The organism is Salinarchaeum sp. IM2453, from assembly GCF_019693215.1.
Taxonomy (GTDB): domain Archaea; phylum Halobacteriota; class Halobacteria; order Halobacteriales; family Salinarchaeaceae; genus IM2453.
Map to the genome: position 1 here is coordinate 1227146 of NZ_CP081183.1, position 16475 is coordinate 1243620.

The 16475-nt window shown below is 49.2% G+C and carries 16 protein-coding genes and 1 pseudogene; 3 read left to right on the forward strand and 14 right to left on the reverse strand.

The genetic code is table 11. The annotated features are described in order from the left end of the window. Positions 1-55 precede the first annotated feature (55 nt). From K0C01_RS05730 to K0C01_RS05740, 3 genes and pseudogenes are all read left to right on the forward strand, one after another. Positions 56-319, forward strand: a complete 264-nt coding sequence (locus K0C01_RS05730) for a glutathione S-transferase N-terminal domain-containing protein (RefSeq protein WP_221171059.1) — start codon at positions 56-58, stop codon at positions 317-319. Between the two features lie 320 nt (positions 320-639). After that, positions 640-1637 (forward strand): annotated as a pseudogene (locus K0C01_RS05735) (IS110 family transposase). A gap of 301 nt (positions 1638-1938) precedes the next feature. After that, positions 1939-3195, forward strand: coding sequence for an RNA-guided endonuclease InsQ/TnpB family protein (locus tag K0C01_RS05740; RefSeq protein ID WP_221171060.1), 1257 nt, complete (start codon positions 1939-1941; stop codon positions 3193-3195). Positions 3196-3260: 65 nt separating this feature from the next. Here K0C01_RS05740 and twy1 read toward each other — a convergent pair whose 3' ends face one another. From twy1 to K0C01_RS05810, 14 genes are all read right to left on the reverse strand, one after another. Continuing rightward, a complete protein-coding gene (gene twy1, locus K0C01_RS05745) occupies positions 3261-4196 on the reverse strand; it encodes a 4-demethylwyosine synthase TYW1 (RefSeq protein WP_221171061.1) in 936 nt (311 codons plus the stop codon). Between the two features lie 667 nt (positions 4197-4863). Further along, complete coding sequence (gene sepF, locus K0C01_RS05750) at positions 4864-5220, reverse strand: cell division protein SepF (RefSeq protein ID WP_221171062.1); 357 nt, start codon at positions 5218-5220, stop codon at positions 4864-4866. A 26-nt stretch (positions 5221-5246) separates the two neighbouring features. Then, positions 5247-5705, reverse strand: a complete 459-nt coding sequence (locus tag K0C01_RS05755) for a hypothetical protein (protein ID WP_221171063.1) — start codon at positions 5703-5705, stop codon at positions 5247-5249. Positions 5706-5723: 18 nt separating this feature from the next. Further along, on the reverse strand, positions 5724-6530 hold the full coding sequence (locus K0C01_RS05760; RefSeq protein WP_221171064.1) for a YihY/virulence factor BrkB family protein: 807 nt from the start codon (positions 6528-6530) through the stop codon (positions 5724-5726). A gap of 85 nt (positions 6531-6615) precedes the next feature. Then, positions 6616-7068: a Tfx family DNA-binding protein gene (locus K0C01_RS05765; protein ID WP_221171065.1), complete on the reverse strand. Its 453-nt coding sequence runs from the start codon at positions 7066-7068 to the stop codon at positions 6616-6618. Positions 7069-7238: 170 nt separating this feature from the next. After that, positions 7239-8150: an ornithine carbamoyltransferase gene (gene argF, locus K0C01_RS05770; protein WP_221171066.1), complete on the reverse strand. Its 912-nt coding sequence runs from the start codon at positions 8148-8150 to the stop codon at positions 7239-7241. After that, positions 8147-9211, reverse strand: a complete 1065-nt coding sequence (locus K0C01_RS05775; protein ID WP_221171067.1) for a [LysW]-lysine hydrolase — start codon at positions 9209-9211, stop codon at positions 8147-8149. Before K0C01_RS05775 ends, argF begins: the two co-directional genes overlap by 4 nt. Continuing rightward, complete coding sequence (locus K0C01_RS05780) at positions 9208-10356, reverse strand: aspartate aminotransferase family protein (RefSeq protein ID WP_221171068.1); 1149 nt, start codon at positions 10354-10356, stop codon at positions 9208-9210. The genes K0C01_RS05775 and K0C01_RS05780 overlap by 4 nt, the downstream gene beginning before the upstream one ends. After that, a complete protein-coding gene (locus tag K0C01_RS05785) occupies positions 10353-11207 on the reverse strand; it encodes an acetylglutamate/acetylaminoadipate kinase (RefSeq protein WP_221171069.1) in 855 nt (284 codons plus the stop codon). Before K0C01_RS05785 ends, K0C01_RS05780 begins: the two co-directional genes overlap by 4 nt. Before the next feature lie 16 nt (positions 11208-11223). Next, positions 11224-12267, reverse strand: coding sequence for an N-acetyl-gamma-glutamyl-phosphate reductase (argC, locus tag K0C01_RS05790; protein ID WP_221171070.1), 1044 nt, complete (start codon positions 12265-12267; stop codon positions 11224-11226). Further along, the gene (gene lysX / locus K0C01_RS05795; protein WP_221171071.1) at positions 12264-13139 is read right to left on the reverse strand and encodes a lysine biosynthesis protein LysX; all 876 of its coding nucleotides are present in this window, start codon (positions 13137-13139) and stop codon (positions 12264-12266) included. The genes argC and lysX overlap by 4 nt, the downstream gene beginning before the upstream one ends. Positions 13140-13141: 2 nt before the next feature. Next, entirely contained in the window at positions 13142-13306 is a 165-nt protein-coding gene (gene lysW, locus K0C01_RS05800; protein ID WP_221171072.1) for a lysine biosynthesis protein LysW, read from the reverse strand. A 196-nt stretch (positions 13307-13502) separates the two neighbouring features. Beyond that, positions 13503-14993 carry an argininosuccinate lyase gene (gene argH, locus K0C01_RS05805; protein WP_221171073.1) on the reverse strand — a complete coding sequence of 497 codons (1491 nt, stop codon included), beginning with the start codon at positions 14991-14993 and terminating at the stop codon, positions 13503-13505. A gap of 1 nt (position 14994) precedes the next feature. Next, the gene (locus tag K0C01_RS05810; RefSeq protein WP_221171074.1) at positions 14995-16218 is read right to left on the reverse strand and encodes an argininosuccinate synthase; all 1224 of its coding nucleotides are present in this window, start codon (positions 16216-16218) and stop codon (positions 14995-14997) included. Positions 16219-16475 lie beyond the last annotated feature (257 nt).

Here is a 16475-nt window from a genome sequence, read left to right on the forward strand (position 1 = left end):
CCCGATTTTCCGTAATCACCATCGAATTCATACTAATTGAGTACTAACTGTATGTATGTCAGATCATAACCTGATTCTTTACGAGTTGTCCGCCTGTCCGTACTGCCAGAAAGTGCGTAGTAAGTTGTCCGAGCTGGGGCTCGATTATGAGTCACGGAAAGTCCCTCGGGACCATGCTGATCGTGATACTGTCAAAGAAATCAGCGGTCAAACTGGCGTACCTGTCTTGGTTGATAAATCAAACGGAATTGAGGGAATGCCGGAAAGCGACGATATTGTTGAGTACTTAGAGCAAACATACGGAACCTCGAACACCTAATCGGATTCTATCTTCATACAGCGAGAGAATCCCGCCCTTCTCGTGAGCGACGAGTGTTCCGACCTGTCGGAACCGAGGACCGAACAGGGCGGGAGTGACTCGATGGAAACGCTGCTACTCCCCGAGAGCGTGAAACAAGATGTGGGGCGCAAGAGACCGAACGCGATTCCGTGCCTCAGAGCACGTGGGAGTGACTGGTCCGTGTGCGAAAGAAGCCGAGTCATGGGCGTTACAGCCCGGATGCCGCGCGGCGCGGCATCCGGGAAAGCCCGAATAGGTGAATCTCTGCTTCACGCACTGGCGTCCCAGGTGAACAAACCATGTACCTCGGAATCGACGTCCACAAACGGTACGCACAGGTGGCAGTAATGGATGAGTCTGGAGAAATCGTCGAAGAGGTTCGCGTCGAGAACGCGAACCTCGATGACCTTGCACAGCGGTACGCTGGCGCACAAGCCGCGATAGAGGCGACCAGCAATTACTACCACATCCACGATACGCTGTCGGAGCATTTGGATGTGACTGTTGCTCACCCGAAGGAACTGAACCAGATCGCTGATACTGATAAGAAAACTGATCGTGTTGACGCCAAAGAACTCGCGCGGATGGTTCGGTTGAACTCCGTGCCTGAGAGTTATGTTCCGACCGACGAAATAAGGAAACCCCGCCCCCTCGTGCGCGGGCGACAGTCGTTAGTCGAACACAGGACAGAGTATGCCAACAAGGTTCACGGCCTCCTCTCTGATCACGGCATCAGCGAAGATGTGAAGCCGTTGACCCAAGAGGGACGAGAGTTCCTGCGGGAACTCTCGCTCCCGACGCCATGGAAATCGGTGTTGGAGTCATACCTCGAAGTGATTGAGACGCTCACTGATGAGATACAGAATCTCGAAGAGACAATCGAAGAACGCGTGGGTCTCTGGAGGAGAGCCGGGTGGTGATGACGATTCCTGGTGTGAGTTACTATACGGCGTTGACGATCTACGCTGAATTAGGCGAGATTGATCGGTTTGACGGTGACAAAGAAGTCATCAGCTACGTCGGGTTGAACCCGGTGATCCGCGAGTCCGGCGACTCGCGGATCGAAGGTGAACTCTCGAAACGTGGTTCAGGGAGAGTCCGGTGGCTGCTCGTTCAGGCCGCTCATACTGCTGTCCACACCTGTAACGACGAGTATCTGAGTCGGTTCTACGAGCGGTTAGCTAGTCGGAAGAACTCACAGAAAGCAATCGTGGCAACAGCTCGAAAGATGCTGGTGTCGATGTACCACATGCTTGACCGAGGCGAAGTGTACGACCCACCTGGTGTAAGCGCGTAGACGAGGGATCTGAGGGCCGCCGGTCGGGCGGCCCTCAGTGGCTGGTCGAGGCCCTTCGTGAGCGACTGCTATCGCCAGACAGCGACCGCACCGCATCACGATTGGGACCGCATATCGACTGGGAGAGCAGCAGCCTCCGAGACGGCGTAACTATTTTATCGAAAACGGTGGTTTGTGTAGGTAGCAGCGTTTCCATAGGTGAATCGCGTCAACCCCGGTGGAATACCGATACTGGTTCTGCTGGCCGGATATTCCACACCGAGTTCCAGCTATTAAGTCACTGTACTAACATAGACTGTGTATGGTGAATCTGGTCACAACACGCACCATTACGGCGGCACTCACCAACGACCGTGAGGGTGTTGTCCGTGACCTGGATTCACTCGGTCGTTCTGGGAGTAAAATCTGGAACGTTGCCCGGTGGACCATCGGTCGTATCTGGGACCATACCGGAGAAATCACGGACGAAGGACCGCTCAAATCCTACATGAAAAATCAACGGTGCTGGAAAGATTTGAACTCGCAGTCAAGTCAGGCAATTGTTGAAGAATTGTCTGGCGCTTTCCAGTCATGGTTCGAGCAAGATGACCCAGACGCGAATCCACCGGGCTACCGCAAAGACGGCGATGAGCGACCACGTTCAACTGTCACGTTCAAAGAAGACGGCTTCAAACTCGATACAAAACACCAGCAGGTCCGCCTCTCCAAAGGCAAGAACCTCAAAGACGGGTGGGCCGACTTCGTTCTCTGCGAGTACGACACCGGCCCAGACGAAGACCTGACCGACGTAGAAGACGTACAACAGGTCCGCATCGTCTGGAACGGCGACTGCTGGGAACTGCACTTCGTCTGTAAAGTCAGCATTGACGCCGCTGACTCCTCTGGTGAGAAGACGGCAGGTGTTGATCTCGGCATCTGCAACACGGCGGCTGTCTCTGTCGGTGACGAAACACTGCTGTATCCCGGCAACACGCTGAAAGAAGACGCACACTACTTCCGCCAAGTTGAATACGACACGGAAGGTGAGAACGGCCCCAGTAGCCATGCAGAGTGGACTCGACAGAAAAAATCCCGGCGACAAGAGCATTTCCTGCACACAGTGTCAAAAGACATCGTTGAACAATGTGCTGACCGCGATGTTGGCACGATAGCAGTCGGCCATCCGAAGAATATCCGCGAGGATGAAGATTGGGGGCGGCACGGGAACAAATGCCTCCACGACTGGGCGTTTGAGACACTTCTCAGTCACATCGAGTACAAAGCCGAAGAACACGGTATCGACGTGGAGCGGGTCGATGAGTACGAGTTAGCCACGTCGATAACCTGGTGTGAGTGTGGCACGAAAGCCGAGTCAAACCGTGTTGAGCGTGGGTTGTACGTCTGCGATGAGTGTGGGTTGGTGGCGAATAGTGACTGTAATGCGGCTGAGAATATGCGAGCGACGGTAACTCCGAGTCCTGCACAGGATAGGAGTAACGGCTGTCTGGCCCAGCCATCGGTTCGCCTGTTCGACAAGCAAACGGGGAGAGTAGCCCCACAAGAACAGGTGCGACCGTAGACCGGCAAATATCCCAACGCTTGCGGTGCGGTTCGGGAAGCCCCGTCTTCACGACGGGGAGGAGGTCACCCCTCTTCAAAACTATAATGAGTATTTTTCTCCTTTGAAATCATTACAACACGAGATGGTGGTGAATCTTTGAGCACACCATACTCTGGAAGACGTTTTTGCATTTCTTGCGCAAATTCAATCACATCGTCGTGGTCCGGCATCGTTGACCGGTCAAGCCGATCGCGGGAGTGTCCTACGTGCATATATGCCTTCAATTCAACAAAGTCAGGATCAGCTCGTCGATACAGTTCAGCATATTCGTCAAAGTTCTTGTCGTTGTGTCCCCCCACAAGCGTCGTCCGAATTGTTGTTCGGGAGTCTGTCCTGCCCATTATATCAAGTGATTCCATCAGAGTGTCCCAAGCATTGTCGTCCATTGGCTTTACCACATCATTATAGACCTCTCTGGTTGGAGCATCTACTGATAAATAAAGTTGTGTCGGGTCACAACGTTTGATTATCTCAGGTCGCGTTCCATTCGATACAAGGAACGTCGTTATCCCCCGCTCGTGATACTCCTGAATTAACTCTGGCAGGTACGGGTACAGTGTTGGTTCCCCATCAAGTGAAATCGCCACGTGCTTTGGATCCATCGCCTCCTCAAACGTTGCTTCATCAACAGCATCGTTTCCTCCAAACCCTGAGAGAAGCTTTTTTTGTAACTCAATCGAGGCATCAACAACTGCTTCGGGATCATCCCATTCGACACCATCAAGCTCGTATGCGTGACCAGAATGCTCACGCCAGCAAAACACACATCGTTCATTACATCGGACGACAGGTGTCATCTGAATACAACGGTGCGAGTGAATACCATAGAATTTGCTTTTATAGCACGTTCCTTCGTTATTCAGTGCGTTTTTTGTCCAGCCACATGGCTGTACTGCCGTGTGATTGACATTGTGATACTCAGGGTTCGTCAACTGACCTGTACCGTCGCCCGTGCCCATAGCCCAGTGTTAATACTCAGCGAGTAAAAGTCGTCTGATCAGTTATTTCACGGTTTGACCTCCTCTCACGGCTTCAGCCGTGAGATACCTCCGTGGGTAATCCAACCAGATCGATTACCCCGGCTGTGAACGTGCGGGTTCGCTGACGCACCTTCGACCCTCAAGTGAGGGGCGTGGCGTGTTGAATCTGTATATCCGCTCGGTGTTGCCCTCCAATGACGGAGTGACACTCACGGGCGTCCAGCACCGTGAGCAGCGGGCTCCCCATTGCAGCCACACGTGGGGAGCGCTTGGGTGACATGCCAACCGCTGCTGGTTGGGCTGCGAAGGTGTGTGAGTGTAAGAGTTGAGACGCACTCGTGGCCATCTTGAGCATGAGCACGTTCCCCGCAGCAGCATGCCGCATGTCTACCATTTCGCAGTATCTCGCATAGAATAACTGTTGGGATTACAACGAGCCTATGTCACGTGATTCGTGGCATATTCCGTCGGCTTCATCCCACAGCTAAAGCCAGTGGGTGTTCGCCTTGCTACCGCTGTAATTTGGCTATCCCATCCTGACCATTCTGCTGGTATCTTATAGAAATTGCGAGGCGAAAACTCATCCCTTCACGGGTGGAAGGAGGTCAAGTTTGCACAGACACTTTCAATAAAAGCTTCGAGTGGCCTACTCTCCTCCAATCTTATTTCGGTTAATTTGCACGGTTTGTGGCGTAACGATGAGCTGGTCTTCGCCTTTTTGTACAATGTCCCCACCAACTTCCTCAACAGTATTTCGAAGCTCGTCCATGATATGTGATGATGAAAGTGCGCTTTTCTCCCCTTCAAGATAAACGACCAGAATATCCCCACCGTACAGTACATCTTTTGCATCTAGTAGATCTTGTTGGGTCCGAATTTCTGCAATATTGATCGCAATTCCATTCGGCCCGTTTAGATGCTCCGTATTTGGGGCATCTATTTCGGCATAGTCGTCTTCCGACATTCGATGCCGATTTGGATAGACATGCTTGAGCATCTTCATGCACGATACACGGAAGGCCTGTAAGTTTAATCTTTCCGGCTACCAATCCAGTCGATGAGCTTCCCGGGTGTTTCAAGAAGAGATAGTCCGATTCCAACAACTACCATAAATACATATAGACCGAGTGTTGAAAGCCAGATCACTAGCATTGCAAGAATTGCCCATCCACCAGAGAGAAAGTAAAACGCTCCAACTGTCATTGCGGTCCCGTACAAAAATACCAGATAAGGACCCCAACCTCTAGCATGTCCTCGTCGTTGTTGCTTTCGAACATATCTCTTTAATGATTGCTCTATCTCATCTCGGTGAAGTGTGCGACTGTCAATCCGATCTTCTAGTTCTTTGAGTTCTTTTCGCACCTCGTCAACACTTTCCTGATCGGCACTAGAATCGGACTGGGTAGTAGATTCGTCAACTGAATTTACTGTGTTGCTAGATTCGGACACTGTCGAGGAAGACTCAGACTCATCAGCATCAGATGTCATGCCACTTGCTTTATACTCTCATGTCCCTGATTGTTGTAGCTGCCGGTCCGCGATGACGACATTAAGAACTGCTCCATACATTATGACAAGTGAAGCTGCATAAAACAGTGCCAGCAACAGTAACACCCCACCGATTGGCCCATATAGTGTTACATCACCAGCGATGGTCACGTATATATTATACAATGAACTCAGAAGCACCCAGCCTAATGCCGCAATAGTTGCCCCTGGAAGAACACCTCGGATTGTCGTATCTCGCTGTGGATAAATATAGTACATTGGTAGCAACACGACGATCAATGCTAAAAATAGGAGTATCATACTTGCTAATCCAGCGAGCGGTCCTAATGGAAAATACTGAAGAAGAACGTGGACTGCGGCAACGACAACTACTCCAACAATGATCACAGCGATAACCGAGATTCCGTCTTTGAGCCCGGAAATAAATGGCTTTTCCCCAACTGCCCGATGAATTCTGGAAAATGCTTGGTCAATTGCACGAAATACTCGAAACGCACTCCAAACTAGTGCTACTGATCCCAGTGCTGTTGCTCCTACACGGCCGACACCTCCAACAAGCGCATCTGCCAGCACCTCTTGTGTTTCTGGTGTAAGAATCCCCGTTGTTTGATCAAGCATCTGCATCACAAATGGTTCGCCACCAATCATTACCCCCACAACTACGACAATCGCAAGGATCGGGACGACAGAAAATAACGCATAGTACGCAACGGCTGCGGCCAGAAATGGGATTTGTAACAAATTAGCTCTATATGTCGTATCTTTAAAAATAGAGATTAGCTCTCTTACTGAATATTGGTCCATGTCTTATGTCAACCCTTGCATGCACATGGAAGTACCGCAACTAATGATGTTACCAGACAGCGCTTCTAACTCATCGGTCAAAGAATCATCCTCGACGAACTCGAACTTCTCCGTCACTTGTCACTCCAACTAGAATATCAGTAACAACTTCGCGTCCAGTGACGGCGTCGCCCGCAGCGTCACTAATGAGCTTCATAAATTCTGGTGCTGAACGCGTTACCTTGACACCCTCCTCATCACATGCAGAATACACCTGATCAGGAACATCGTATAGATCGGTTCCTGATTCAATCGTTACCTGCACTGGTGCTTCTAATGCTTCTGCAAATGCAATTGTCTCCCGTGCTTTCTGAATATTCTCGCGGGCGCTATTTTCGATACTTGATACATTAGCTCTGGATGTTCCGAGACGGTCGGCAATTGAGGCCTGTGCAAGACCCTCATTTCGCAGGGCAAGAACAACCGCCTGCCTTCGAGTTAGGATACTTTCGTCCGGATTGAATCCGGTCCGATCTAAGATATCGTCGGCTGATGGCATGTTCCAGTTTCTTCGTACGATAGCTACTTGTAGCTTCCCGAAAGGTGTTATGCTTCCACAGAGAACGCACGCAGAATGCGGCTTGTCCTTGAATGAGTTCACAGATATGTATGGATTAATGCAATTTCTTCAATAATCTGAGCTAGTTTTTGCAGCTCTGCTGGTAGCTGTTATTGACTATTAAGCCAGAGAAGCAGTCCCTTCTGTGCATGTAGTCTATTTTCTGCTTGTTGCCATACAACTGCTTGATCTGACTCAATAACTGTTTCAGTGATTTCTTCTCCTCGATTAGCAGGCAGACAGTGCATGACAAATGCATCTTCCGTCAGTGAAAGAAGGTCCTCATCAACCTGAAATCCACTAAAGTCTCGCATTCTGACATCCCGCTCGTCTTCGTGCCCCATGCTAGTCCACACGTCTGTATACACAACATCAGCGTCCTGAACGGCGGACTGCGGATCAGTTGTCTGTACTGGTGCTGATCCAATCTTTTCAGTGCGGTCTATCACATCTTCGTCCACTTGGTATCCGTCAGGGGTTGCAAGTGTTAAGTCGATTCCAGTAAGTGCACACCCAAGTGCAAATGATTGAGCTACATTATTTCCATCTCCAACCCATGCTGCTGTCACATCGTCAAATGATCCACATACTTCTTTTATTGTCAGTAAGTCTGACAACGTTTGGCATGGGTGAGCGTCGTCGGTCAATCCATTAATCACTGGTACATCCGCATACCGAGCTAATTCTTCGACGTTAGCGTGTTTGAATACACGTGCCATCAAAAAGTCAACATACCGAGAGAGAGCCCTTGATGTATCTTTAAGTGGCTCTCCCCGGCCAAGCTGAATATCGTCTTCCCCGAGAAACACTGCATGCCCACCGAGCTGTGTCATCCCCGTTTCAAATGATACACGTGTTCGCGTCGATGGTTTCTGGAAAAGCATTCCAAGTGTATGTTGTTCAAGGTCTGTATGTCGTGTTCCGTCCTTGAGCTCTGCTTTGTAGTCTGAGGCAATGTCTAAAACATCTGTTATCTCGGTAGCCGTAAGATCATCAATATCGAGTAGATGACGAACTGTCATGCTGTTTCACCTCTGGTGAGACGACTTGCTGTTTTTTCAAGGACTGCAACTGATCGATCATACTCTGAGAGTGAAAGATGCTCATCTGGTGTATGATCTAAGTCCGAATCCCCAGGCCCGTATGTTGCCATTGGACAGTCCCATGTATCAGCATAGAGGTTCATATCACTTGTTCCGGTCTTACGGAGCAAACGCGGATCTCCTCCAACATTTCGAATTGCAGCTCGTAGTGCTCTGGCAACTGGCGTTCGTGGGCTTTCCATTACCGATGGAATTGGCTTACCCCAGTTAACCGTACCTGTGTTAAGTTCTCCGTCTGCCAATTCTCGAAGTGAGTCTGCGTCTGTTTGTGGTGGTATGCGAAGTTGGACATCCATAGTCACTTCAACAGATAATCCATCAGCACTTGTGCCTCCATCAATTGATATTGGCTTGGTTGTCACTTGTTCAAACACTGGATCATATTCATCCCCACCAAATTCGGCGACAACCGACTCTACTCCGTCCCACCACGACATAGCTTGCTCAATTGCATTCGGCTCTGGTCGTGATGTATGCCCTGACTCACTGGTGGCAACATATGTACCAAAGAGTATGCCCCGATAACCAAGGGTGATTCCGTCCCATCCACTTGGCTCACCATTGATCACTGCGCCAGGTTCATCTCGATTCTCTGCTAAATGTCTAGCACCTAGTGAGTCTGTCTCCTCCTGTATTACTCCAGCAAATGAGACTCCTGTATTAACCGCTGCTGCTGCCATTGCAGCGAGAGGCCCCGTTGCGTCAACACTTCCTCGACCCCATAGTATTTTGTCGTTTTCTGCTGACTCTACATGAACTGGAATATCTCCTGGTACTGTATCAATATGTGAGGTTAACAGGACTGAATCATCTGCTGGTGCACGAACATTTCCGACTTCATCTATCCACGCCTCTCGATCGTGGTTTTTGAAGAACTCGACTAGTCTTTCCGCAGCTTTTTCTTCTTCACCACTTGGTGATGGTATCTCAACAAGATCGATTAAGAGTTCTCTTGCGGTTGTTTCTGAGACTGCTGTCATTGATCTGCGCCTCCCATGACTGAGTCAATCGATTTTAAAAGCTGGTCTGCGTGCCCTTTGTCAATCGTGAGAGGCGGCAGTAGCCGAAGAACAGTCCGACCAGCAGGGAGTGCTAACACTTGCTCTTTGAGTGCGAGGTTCTTAACAAGACGATTTGACCCACGTTTCACCTCGATACCGAGCATCAGTCCCTTGCCCCGTACTCTCCGTGCATCAATTTCATCCGCTTCAATCTTCGCGCCTAACTCTTCTGCAAGATATTCACCAATTTCAGCGGCGTGGCTTGGCAAGTCTTCTTCAACAATCACATCGAGTGTTGCTGCTGCTGCTGCACTGATCACAGGTCCTCCTGAGAATGTTGATCCATGATTTCCATGGTTTTCGGCGACCCAGTCTTGTACAAGCGTCGCCCCCATCGGCAGGCCGCTGGCAATCCCTTTAGCCGACGTTAGAATATCAGGAACGATGCCTGCGTGCTCACAAGCCCACATCTTTCCAGTTCTACCGAGCCCTGTCTGAATTTCATCTGCAATTAGTGCCGCTCCTGCTTCTTCGGTTATTTCTCGAGCGGCTTTGACGTATTCTGCTGAAGCAGGATAGATCCCTCCTTCTCCCTGCACTGGCTCAACAATCATCGCTGCAGTATCCTCGTCGACAGCTTCTTCTAATTGTTCAACATCTCCATAATCGACAAACTCTACTCCGTCCATGAGCGGCTCATAATAGTGCTTGTATTTCTTCTTCCAAGTAGTCGCCAACGCACCCATAGTACGACCATGAAATCCTCGTTTTGTGGCAATAATTTTCTCTCGTCCTGTTGCAGCACGAGCGAATTTTAGTGCCGCTTCATTTGCTTCCGTACCAGAATTACAAAGCCAGACATTATCGATACTCCCAGGAGCGATTGCTGCTAGTCGATTATACAGTTTGTCCCGGGAATCAACCGGATATGACGCCTGTACATAAAACAAATCCTTTGCTTCTTCTGTTACAGCATCCACCACATCTGGGTGACAGTGTCCTACTGGTGTACAGGCATAGCTCGCTCCAACATCAAGATACTCTGTTCCGTCTTCGGTATATAGATACGGTCCTTCTCCACGTTCGATACGAATTGGTTTCTCTGAGTAGACAAATCCGCTCATTCCTTAGATCCCTCCGTTTGATCTGGTACCGCAGTGTTTTTGATATGTGTTCCAGCACCGTCCAATGCTGACTGTACCGGCATCTCTGTGTTCGCATCTCCAATTATAACCCGCGATGCACCACTCTCGATCGATTCTTTTGCTGCCATAATCTTTCGCTTCATGAATCCTTCAGCAGCCGATTCGATCTTCTCCAACTCTTCAGGAGTGTTGGCCTGCTCAATAATCGTCTCTGGATCGTCTGGGTCCTCAAGCACTCCTGGGACGTCTGTTAGAAGCACAAGATCTCCATCTACAGCCCCAGCAATAGCCGCTGCAGCCCGATCTGCATCCGCGTTAACAGGCAGCCACCTATCATCGTCTTTGCCCAACATTGGAACTGTTACAACTGGTGTGTAACCTCCCGATAAAAGCGTCGTAAGTAGATCATCATTTACCGACTTGATAATTCCGGAGTGATCTCCTCGTTTAATTTTTCGCTTTCCATCCTCAACAACTCGAACAGCAGACTTTCGTGGTCCGCTAAGCACCTTTCCGTCGACACCAGATAATCCAACTGCATCAACGTCGTTATTTTGCAAAGCGGCTACAATATCAGTATTTAACCGACCAGGAAGAACCATTTTAAAGACGTCAATTGTCTTTTCATCGGTAAACCTGCCAACTACCCCACTTGGTGTCTCCACATATGTCGGCTCTTCCCCAAGTTGTTCAAGTGTATCATCAACTGCTGTGGATCCACCATGAACAACAATCACTTCTTCACCGTCTTCTACAAGCGATGCAACATCTCCGATAGCACCCGCAGGATCAACCGCGCGTGCGCCGCCAATTTTGAGTACAACTGTCATTAAAATCACCTCTATACTATGGAGCCCCAATTGGATGAAAACCAGTTGATTCAAGCCCAGCTGTTTCATCAAGCCCCAACGCAATATTAGCAGCGTGCACTGCTTGTCCCGCTGACCCTTTCATCATGTTATCAATCGCACTAAACACGACTAAACGCTTGTTCCCTGGATCAACTTCAAATCCAACCTCTGCATAATTTGATCCAGCTACCACCTTTGGCTCTGGGTATCGATAGACTCCGCCTCCTCCCGATGCCATGCGAACGAATGGCTCATCTTCGTACACGTCACGATATGCACGCCATAGATCGCTGTTCGTCACTGGCTGTTCCGGAAAGATATGTGCTGTCGCCGACGCACCTCGAATCATATCAACTGCATGTGCTGTAAACGAGACTGATACTCCAAGATACTCTTCGATTTCGGCTTCGTGACGATGTCCTGTTGGTGCGTACGGGCGAACTATTCCCGAGCGCTCTGCGTGATTTGACGCTTGACTCTCCGCAGCACCTCCTTCAGACGACCCAACCTTGACATCAACGACAATCTGCTCGCTGCCTGTGATGACGTCTGATTTGACGAGTGGATAGAGCCCGATAATTGTGGCTGTTGCGTTACAACCTCCAGCAGCAATTAAATCTGCCTGTGGAAGATTCTCCCGATTAATTTCCGGTAAGGCATAGACCGCTTGATCAAGTCGATCCGGCGCACTGTGGCCATCATACCACTCGTTGTATTGTTCTTCTGTTGAAAGACGGAAGTCAGCTGACAAATCAACCACTGTGTCTGCAACATCCACATACTCGTCTATGTGCTTCATTGACACTCCGTGTGGTGTTGCAGTAAACAATATATCTACAGACGAGAGATCATCCGGGTCAATAAAGCGATCATCACGATGACGGAGGTTTGGATGTACATATCCGATGGACTTTCCGGTATACGAGCGACTCGTTGCTTGGTCGAGGGTCAAAACCGGATGTGAATCAATTATTCGCAATAGTTCTCCTCCAGTGAACCCAGAACCTCCAATAACACCAGCTGTTATTGTCTCGCTCATAGTTTAACTTCGATTTCTCCGTCTTCTGTTACTAAGCTTTCGAGCCAATTGACAACCTCTGCCGGCACATCTATATCGACTGTGTCATTCAGTGCCTTAAATTCGACTGTGTGATTAACTTCGTGTACGGTGTAACCTTTGCCGTCAGTCTCCATGAGGTCAACTCCAAGCAGTCCTCCTCCAACTGCATTACTGGCCTTCTGAACCAACTCTCTAGCCCGCTTATCAAGCGAGAATTCTCTTGTCTCGGCACCTTGTGCCGCGTTTGTCAACCAGTGATCGGACGATCGGACCATCCCTGCAATTGGTTCACCATCAGCAGCAAGCACGCGAATATCACGTCCTGGTTTGTCGATGAACTCCTGTACGTAGAATACTTTGTGCTCATAATGTCCAAGCGTTGCTTTGTGCTCAAGAATTGCTTCGGCTGCAGATCGTGAATCAATTTTAGCCATCAACCGGCCCCAAGAGCCGATCACTGGCTTAAGCACACACGGATATCCGAAGTCTTCGATAATCTCGAGTGCAGCATCTTTCGTGAATGCAACCTCTGTGTTTGGTGTCGGGACACCCTCCCGCTCGAGTGCAAGGCTGTTTTTCACTTTATCGGCACAAACTTCTGCAGTATACGGACTGTTAACTACCGGAATTCCGTATGCTTCACAAAACTGTGTTACGTACAGAGATCGACTTGTCGCTAAGCAACGATCTAGAATTAAGTCTGTATCTTCAAACGCCTCTGGCGGTTCGCGAATCGAAAACCGCTCATCACGAACATCAATCTTAACCACATCATGCCCCCGGTCGCGGAGCTCTTGTAGTAAGAGCTTTTCGTCTTTGCGAATCCGGGAGTAGAGTATTCCGACCTTCACCGTTACTCACCCCAGTCCTCTTCCAGCTCTGGTGCCTTCTCGAGGACCGGAGGCTCCGTCTCAACGACTTCGAGTTCTGCACCGCAGGTAGTACAGTCAACGATCTCTCCGACCTCCAGATATTCGTGAAGGGACACATCAGTCCCGCATTCTACGCATTCAGCCATGGTATCTACACATCATTTCCCACCACCCTTAAAACTATCGAAAGTATCAGAAAGAATCAACGACCAAAGATGCCGCTATCGGCGTAATCAAGCCCTTCAAAACCAGTATCTTAAATCCATATAATATATTTGATATTAATATGTCCCCACATGGGGACGCGGTCGTCGCGGTGGCTTCGGTTGAGACATCATCTGTTTATACATAGTTGTCCACCTCTGCTGTGAGCTGTTTAGATGCCTTCTTGACGGCTGTTTTACGATTATCGAGTGCATTGCGATCCTCATCAAGTCGGTTCTTTGCATCGGCTATTGCTCGTGTCAGCTCTTCCGGTGCTGGCCCTCCTCGTGAGTCTCGAGCAGCTACATTTGCTGTTGGATCAAGTGCCTTGAGCAGCTGCTGTATCTCCACACGATTTGTTACGGCCTCTCCAAATACTTCCTCTCCTGCCTCATCAAGCAACTCAACTGCTGTTTCTGTTTCATCTGCTTCTTCAACCGGTTCCGCAGCGGTTGCAACAATTTCATGTGCAATCCGGAATGGAATACCATTCTGTGCAAGTAGGTCTGCAACACCGGTTGCGGTTGAAAATCCTTCACCAGCAGCTGACTGTAATTTTGATGTATTCCACGTTGCCGTACTAATTGCTCCAGCCGTAACATCAACTGCGTCCTGCGCGGCGTCTACTGCGTCCCACATATACGTGGTTGCCCGCTGCAGGTCCCGGTTGTAAGCACGAGGCAATCCTTTGAGAGTCGTTGCTAACCCTGTGTAACACCCGATTACCTCACCTGCGGCAGCTCGAACAAGCTCAAGCGTATCGGGATTCTTCTTCTGCGGCATAATCGATGATGTCGATGCATAATCATCGTTCAGCTCAATGAATCCACGATTAGAGAAGATAATCCCATCTTCAGCAACGCTAGAGCATGTTAATCCAAGCGTCGCAACCGAATTTACCGACTCAACGAGCATGTCCCGAGTCGTCGATGCGTCCATCGCATTTTCAATCACTCCCTCAAATCCAAGCAGCTCCGCAGTTCGGCCTCTATCGATATCAAACGTCGTGCCAGCAAATGCAGCGGCTCCGAGTGGTGATTGATTTACTCGATCGTACGCATCCAATATTCTCTCTGTATCACGAGCTAACGCGTTTTCATATGAAGCAAGCCAGAAGCCGACCGTAACTGGCTGTGCTGGCTGAAGATGTGTGTAACCTGGCATAATTGTTTCCACGTGCTCAGCGGCTTCGGATAATAGCACCTCCCGTGCGTCAAGTAACGATTGAAGCACAGCCAGCAAATCCTCGCGGAGTCGATACCGAATACAGGTAGCGACTTCATCGTTTCGCGATCTAGCAGTGTGCATTCTCCCTCCTTCATCTCCAACGCGGTTGATTACGGCTGTTTCAATTGCAGCATGAACATCTTCACCTGCAGGAAGGTTTTGATGTCCTGCTGTTTCAATATCAGTGAGGGCAGAAAGAATTTCCCCAGCGGTATCAACTTCTAATATCTCCTGCTCCGCTAACATAATTACGTGCGCACGATCCACAGCGATATCTGCTGTAAAGATCCGCTCGTCTGCATCGAGTGATGAGAGGAACTCCCGAGCAGGACCGCTGCTAAATCGCTCTCTTCGTACAACGTCCCCCGTTTCGTCGTTTGTAAAGGAGTCCTCTTCTGTCATATTATTCCCAGTCCGTAATTCCTTCTGAGCTGCCTTTCACAGAATTTGCAAATCGTTCTTGGAATCCGTGGTATTTGGCGACACCAGTGGCATCCTCTTGTGCGATACCATCAATATCTTCGGTATTGAATGATGCCATCTCTTCTGAGTATACCGAATACTCACTATCTCGAGCGACTGCTCTACAGCTACCTCCACCAACTCGAACCGTTGCTGTTCCTGTTACAACATCTTGTGTTTCATCGATGAAGGCCTCCAGTGCGTCAACAACTGGAGCAAACACAATTCCTTCATATGCTTTTTCTGCCCATTCCTGCTCAATTGACCGTTTAAATGAACGCTCTTCTTTTGTCAGAACGAGGTCTTCAAGTGCTTGATGTGCAGTTAGCAATACGGTTGCTGCTGGATGTTCGTAGTTCTCACGAACTTTTAGACCGAGCATTCGGTCTTCCATAACGTCCGTGCGACCAACACCGTACTGTCCAGCAATTTCGTTTAGTGATTCGATGAGCTCAACAAGACTATCATCCTCGATAGAAGTATCTTGATCGTCAATTGTAGCTGAAACGGGGACACCATCTTCGAATGATACCTCAATAAGAGCCTTTTCTCCACTTGGCTCATCTGTCCACTCGTAAATATCCTCTGTCGGAACGTAATCTGGGTGTTCCAAATCTCCACCTTCAATGGCACGTGACCAAAGATTCTGGTCAATTGAAAGAACACCCCCATCTCCTGCTTCTACTGGAAGATCACGTTCTGCAGCATACTCTATCTCCCATTCTCGCGTTAAACCAAGTTCACGGACGGGTGCAATGACTTCCATGTCCGATCCACGCCAGACTGCTTCAAACCGGAGCTGATCATTTCCTTTGCCCGTGCAACCGTGTGCAAGTCCATCACAGTTACGCTCTTTGGCTACATCCATGATCGCCTCTGCGATTACAGGACGGGCTAGAGCAGTACCAAGTGGATACCCTTGATATGTTGCATTTGATTTAACAGCCGCTGCACATAGATCTGCAAACTCGTCTTTAGCGTCTACAACATGGTGCTCTAGATCCAATGCTTCAGCTGTTTCAGCGGCTTCTTCAAATTCCGACTCAGGTTGACCAACGTCAACGGTAACTCCAATAACTTCATCATATCCATATTCTTCCTCTAACAGTGGTACGCAGACAGTCGTATCAAGACCACCTGAAAATGCTAATGCTACGCGTGACATCCTTGATTGTGTAGCATCGGCCGTAGAGTATAAATCCTTCCATATTAATTACAAAAGATTTTGACATAAAAGCAGCTAACCGACAGACAACACAGGGAAACAGTACAGCAAACCGGGAAGATTATAGTTAATTTGGGCCTAGAAATCGGCCCGCCGCGGTCGCCGCTGTCGGCCGAAGAAGTAGCTATCGGCGTGGCAGTCCGGATAATGGCCATTTTGCGGCATCTTGTGCCTATATATTACTGCTCGTTACTAAA